Origin of the sequence: Burkholderia sp. HMSC10F09 (assembly GCF_001806955.1) — a bacterium.
Lineage (GTDB): Bacteria > Pseudomonadota > Gammaproteobacteria > Burkholderiales > Burkholderiaceae > Burkholderia > Burkholderia multivorans.
Map to the genome: position 1 here is coordinate 1 of NZ_KV786840.1, position 5,662 is coordinate 5,662.

The window sequence follows — 5,662 nt, forward strand, 5'->3', positions numbered from 1 at the left end:
GGCGCGGCCGCGGTTTCCCGCAGCCGCGCCCCGTTTGTGTGAGCCGCTTCTTAGTCGAGCGGTGCGGAACGCAGATCGCTGACCTGTTGCGGCGAGATCGGCGTACCGTTGTTACCCCACGACATCCGGATATACGTGACGACCGCCGCGACTTCCTGGTTCGACAGCGACTGCGCGAACGGCGGCATCCCATACGGACGCGGATTCTTGAACGTGCTCGGCGGATAGCCGCCATTCAGCACCATGCGGATTGGGTTGACTGCCGATTCCATCACGATCGAATGGTTGCCCGCGAGCGGCGGATACGCAGGCGGCTTGCCGGCGCCGTTCTCGGCGTGGCAGGTCGCGCAGTTGTCTGCGTAGATCTTCTTGCCCTGCTCGAACAGTGCATTGCCGAACTGCTTGGACGGCTCGTACTGCATGTTCTTCGGCGCTTCGGCCTTCTGCGGGATCGACTTCAGATACGTCGACATCGCGCGCGTATCTTCGTCGGTCATGTACTGAAGGCTGTTGTGCACGACGTCGGCCATCGGACCGAATACCGCACCCTTGTTCGACACGCCGGCCTGCAGCAGGTCGGACAGCTCCTGCACGTGCCAGTCGCCGAGGCCGAGTTCCTTGTCGTTGGTCAGCGACGGCGCGTACCAGTTCTGCAGCGGGATCAGGCCGCCGGCGAACGCTGCCGAGTTGACCGGACCGCCCATCATGTTGATCGACGTGTGGCACATCGAGCAGTGGCCGAGGCCTTCGACGAGATAGGCGCCGCGGTTCCATTCGACCGACTTGGTCGGATCCGGCTTGTACTCGCCTTCCTTGAAGAACAGCGTGCGCCAGCCGATCAGCAGGTTGCGGTTGTTGAACGGGAACTTCAGTTCATGCGGACGGCTCGGCACCGAAACCGGCGCGACCGAGCGCAGGTAGGCGTAGATCGCGTCCGAATCCGCGCGCGTGACCTTCGTGTAGCTCGCGAACGGGAAGCCCGGGTACAGCAGGCTGCCGTCCTTCGAACGGCCCGTGTGCATCGCGCGGTAGAAGTCGTCCGACGTCCACTTGCCGATACCGTTCTGGTCGTCCGGCGTGATGTTCGGCGTGTACATCGTGCCGAACGGCGTCGCCATCGGCAGGCCGCCCGCGAACGGCTTGCCGCCGCGCACGGTGTGGCACGCGATACAGTCGCCGACGCGCGCGAGGTATTCGCCCTTCTTGATCAGCGCCGCCTGATCGGCCGGCGTGGCCGCGACGGCGGAAGCGCCGTGCAGCGTGTCGTTGCCCGACCAGAGCACGGGCACGAGAGCCGCTGCCGCGACGATCGCGACAGCCGAGAGTGCAAACAGGGACTTGCGTTTCATTGTGTCTGTCTCCCTTGCCTTATTGCGGTTCGCTGCCGCAGGCGAGCGGAGTCTTCATCGAACGCGCCGGAGCCGGCACGGGGTTGGCGGGCGCCGGCTGCGCGGCGAGCCATGCCGTCACGGCCGTCACGTCTTCGTCGGAAAGCTTCGATGCGATGTCGTGCATGCAGTCCGGTGCCTTGGCGTGGCGGTTGCCCGAACGCCATGCGCCGAGCTGCGCGCTCAGGTAGTCGGCGTGCAGGCCGACGAGGCCCGGGATCGCCGGCTGCATGCCGGTCAGCGCGGCGCCGTGGCAGGCGACGCAAGCCGGCAGCTTGCGCGACGGATCGCCTTGCGTGACGAGCTGCTTGCCGCGCGCGAGCGTCGCGGCCGGCAGCGTCGGTTTCGCGGGCGTCGGGTACGGCGGGCGCTCGGCCGAGAAGTGCTCGGCGATCTCGCGCAGGTAATCGTCGCTCAGATACGTGAGCAGATAGTTCATCGGCGGATACTTGCGCCGGCCGTCGCGGAAGTTGACGAGCTGGTTGTACAGGTACTCGGCCGGCTTGCCTGCCAGACGCGGGAAGTAGTCGTTGTCCGTGCCCTGGCCGTGGACGCCGTGGCATGCGGTACAGCCGCGCACACGCTCGGCCATCGTATCGGGTGCCTTGAGCGGCGCCTGCTGCGCGTGGGCTTGCTCCGTGGGCTTGGTCTGCGCTTGGGCAGCGCTCGTAAGGCCCGCTCCGCCGATCAACAGAACGGCGAGCAGCGGACGGATGAGGCGTCTTGAAGACACACGAGACTCCATGTTTATTCGTCGGGGACCTGTCCGGGCTACGATCGGCTCGGCATGACGGCAGGACAGCCGGGCTGCTGCGACGCGGCATTCTATCATCGATGGGTAATGACGGCTATTTGGCAAAAGGACATCGGTTCCTGTCTGTTTCCGACTTGCGACAATTTGACGCGCATCGTGCGCAGGCCGCGTGAACCGGCGTGCGTTTTGTCCATCGAAGACCGTACACTCGCGGGTCGCGCCGCGTCCGCGTGCCGCCGACCCAGTCATTTCTCCCGTTTTTCCGGATTTCTCGATGACGTTTCTTACCGTGCCGTTGCCCGTTTTTCGCTGTCCGTCCCGCCGCCCGTCCTGCGTTCGCCGTGCGGCGAACCTGCCGTTCGCGGGAGGGTGCGCACGATGAGGATCGACAGCTTGTGGATCGGGCAGGTCGCGCTTGCCGCGCTGATGGATGCGGCGTTTGCGATGGCGGTCGGCTCGGCGCTGCTGAAGGGCTGGCTCGGCAGGGACGGCGCACGGCCCGTCGTCGCGCCCTCGCATTCGGCGTGGGTGCGCGCGCAACATTCGCTCGTCGCGGCCGCGCTCGCGCTCGTGCTCGCGGATCTCGGCTGGCTCCTCTACGAAGCCGCGTCGATGAGCGGTGCGGGGCTCGGCGGCGCTTTTGCGGCGATGCCGACCGTGCTCGCGCAGACGCATGCGGGCTTCGCGTGGAGCGTCGCGTTCGGCGGTGCAGTCGTGCTCGCGATCGTCGCGCTGCTGAAGCCGGACGGCACGTTCGCGCACGCGCTGCTGTGGCTCGCGGTGATCGTGATCGCGGCCGGCAAGGCGTCGCTCGGCCATGCGGCCGATGTGGGTGCGCTGTCGGCCGCCGTCGGCGTGCAGACCGTGCATCTGCTCGCCACCGCCGTATGGGGCGGCGTCGTGCTCGCGGGCGGGCTCGCGGTGTTGCCGGTGCTCGGCTCGTCGGTTGCGCGCGGCGCGCTGATCCGCATCGGCCAGCAGATGTCGCGCACGTCGGTGATCGCGGTCGTGTTCGTGCTCGGCACCGGCGTGCTGAATGCGGTGCGCGGCCTCGGCGGTTCGTTCGCGCCGCTCGACGGCAGCACGTGGGGACGCGTGTTGCTGCTGAAGCTGCTGCTCGTCGCGCTCGCGCTCGTGCTCGGCGGGCTGAACCGCTTCTCGGCGCTGCCGCGGCTGCGTCGCACCGCGTCGACCGAGGATGCGCATACGTTCCGCAACATCCTGCATCTGGAGGCGCTGACGATGATCGGCGTGTTCGTGGCGGCGGCCGTGCTGTCGTTCAGCGTGCCGGGGTTCGCGGCGCTCGGATGACGGCGCGCGTGCGGCGCGCACAATGAAAAAGGCCGCCGGTCGTTCGACCGGCGGCCGCATCGCGTGCGACGCATCGCGCGGACTCGTTCGGCGCGCGATGCGCCTCGCATCTCATCTCACCACTCGGCGACGCTGCCGTCCGTGTGGCGCCACACGGGATTGCGCCAGCGATGGCCGGTCTTCGCCATCTCGCGCACCTTCTCCTCGTTCACGTCGATGCCGAGCCCCGGCCCTTGCGGAATCGCGACGAAGCCGTCGTCGTAGCGGAACACTTCCGGATTGCGCAGATAGTCGAGCAGATCGTTGCCCTGGTTGTAGTGGATGCCGAGACTCTGCTCCTGGATGAACGCGTTGTAGCTGACCGCGTCGAGCTGCAGGCACGCGGCGAGCGCGATCGGTCCGAGCGGGCAGTGCAGCGCGAGCGCAACGTCGTAGCTTTCGGCGAGCGTCGCGATCTTCCGGCATTCGGTGATGCCGCCCGCGTGCGATGCATCGGGCTGGATGATGTCGACGTAGCCGCCGGCGAGGATGTGCTTGAAGTCCCAGCGCGAGTAGAGCCGCTCGCCGAGCGCGATCGGCGTGTTGGTCTGATTCACGATGTCGCGCAGCGCCTCGGCGTTCTCCGACAGCACGGGCTCCTCGATGAACATCAGCTTGTACGGATCGAGTTCCTTCGCGAGCACCTTCGCCATCGGCTTGTGCACGCGGCCGTGGAAGTCGACGCCGATTCCGACGTGCGGGCCCACCGCGTCGCGCACGGCCGCGACGTTCGCGATCACCTGCTCGACCTTGTCGTAGGTATCGACGATCTGCAGCTCTTCCGAACCGTTCATCTTCACGGCCTTGAAGCCGCGCTCGACCACCGCGCGCGCGTTGTTCGCGACGTCGCTCGGCCGGTCGCCGCCGATCCACGAATAGACCTTGATGCGCTCGCGCACCTGGCCGCCGAGCAGCGCGTGCACGGGCACGCCGTGATGCTTGCCCTTGATGTCCCACAAGGCCTGATCGACGCCCGCGATCGCGCTCATCATGATCGGGCCGCCGCGGTAGAAGCCCGCGCGGTACATCACCTGCCAGTGATCCTCGATCAGTCGCGGATCCTTGCCGACCAGGTAGTCGGCGAGTTCGTGCACGGCGGCTTCGACCGTGTGCGCGCGGCCTTCGACGACCGGCTCGCCCCAGCCGACGATGCCCTCGTCGGTTTCGATCTTGAGGAACAGCCAGCGCGGCGGAACGATGAAGGTTTCGAGGCGGGTGATTTTCATGTCGCGAGTCTCCAGGGTTGACCGGCGTGCCCGATGGGCGCCACGCCGGCCGCATGCTTTCGCGTTATCCTAGCGTAGCGCGTTAAAAAATAGTATTAATAGCACTATTGCGCACATAGTGGGCAACCGCGCCCGACGGAGAACGATCATTCAACGCGATTTGCATGGACAAACGGCCTTCCGGCTTGCGACGGCGATCCTGCGCGGCGACTATCCGCCCGACTCGCTGCTGCCGCGCGAGCCCGACCTGATGGCGATGTTCGGCGTGAGCCGCACGGTGTTGCGCGAAGCGTTGCGCACGCTGACGTCGAAGGGGCTCGTCGAATCGCGTCCGAAGGTCGGCACGCGCGTGCGCCCGCGTCGCGCGTGGAATCTGCTCGATGCCGATCTGCTCGACTGGTATGCGCGCGTCGCGCCGGCGCTGTCGTTCGCGCTGAAGCTGCAGGAGATGCGCGAAATGATCGAGCCGCATGCGGCCGCGATGGCCGCACGCGTGCGGGCCGCGGATGCGATCGCGGCGATCGACGAAGCGTTGGGCGCGATGGCCGCCGCGCGCAACGTCGACGAATGGGTGCGCGCGGACCTGCGGTTTCATCTCAGCGTGCTCGAGGCGGGCGGCAACGAGTTGCTGGTGCCGCTCGGCGCGCTGATCGATCGCACGCTCGAAGCGCAGTTGCATCTGAATGCGCGGCGCGCGCACGTGTACAACGCATCGCTGGCCGAGCATGCGGCGGTCGGCGATGCGATTCGCGCGGGCGACGCGGACGGCGCGCGTCGCGCCATGGCGGCGCTGCTCGCGGTGACGCGCGCGCGCATCGAGCAGTCGTGATGGGGGCGCCCCGCTAGGGGCGCCGGCGAGCGGTGCTCGGCGAGGGGCGCTCGGCTAAGGGCGCTCGGAGATCGGTGCCCGGAAAGGGCGCCCGGCTAGGGGCGCCCGGCTAGGG

5 protein-coding genes are annotated in these 5,662 nt (G+C 67.5%); 2 read left to right on the plus strand and 3 right to left on the minus strand.

What is annotated here, in order from left to right:
- Window positions 1-50: 50 nt before the first annotated feature.
- On the minus strand, window positions 51-1,349 hold the full coding sequence (locus tag HMPREF3115_RS21675) for a c-type cytochrome (RefSeq protein ID WP_006398367.1): 1,299 nt from the start codon (window positions 1,347-1,349) through the stop codon (window positions 51-53).
- Window positions 1,350-1,368: 19 nt separating this feature from the next.
- Window positions 1,369-2,133 carry a c-type cytochrome gene (locus HMPREF3115_RS21680; protein ID WP_012467697.1) on the minus strand — a complete coding sequence of 255 codons (765 nt, stop codon included), beginning with the start codon at window positions 2,131-2,133 and terminating at the stop codon, window positions 1,369-1,371.
- A gap of 387 nt (window positions 2,134-2,520) precedes the next feature.
- Here HMPREF3115_RS21680 and HMPREF3115_RS21685 point away from each other — a divergent pair, with 387 nt between their 5' ends.
- A complete protein-coding gene (locus HMPREF3115_RS21685) occupies window positions 2,521-3,453 on the plus strand; it encodes a CopD family protein (protein WP_070556003.1) in 933 nt (310 codons plus the stop codon).
- A 116-nt stretch (window positions 3,454-3,569) separates the two neighbouring features.
- Here HMPREF3115_RS21685 and dgoD read toward each other — a convergent pair whose 3' ends face one another.
- Window positions 3,570-4,718 carry a galactonate dehydratase gene (gene dgoD / locus HMPREF3115_RS21690; RefSeq protein ID WP_006411652.1) on the minus strand — a complete coding sequence of 383 codons (1,149 nt, stop codon included), beginning with the start codon at window positions 4,716-4,718 and terminating at the stop codon, window positions 3,570-3,572.
- A 118-nt stretch (window positions 4,719-4,836) separates the two neighbouring features.
- On the opposite strand from dgoD, the gene HMPREF3115_RS21695 reads away from it, so the two are divergent.
- Window positions 4,837-5,547 carry a FadR/GntR family transcriptional regulator gene (locus HMPREF3115_RS21695; protein WP_006398371.1) on the plus strand — a complete coding sequence of 237 codons (711 nt, stop codon included), beginning with the start codon at window positions 4,837-4,839 and terminating at the stop codon, window positions 5,545-5,547.
- The last annotated feature ends 115 nt before the right edge of the window (window positions 5,548-5,662 follow it).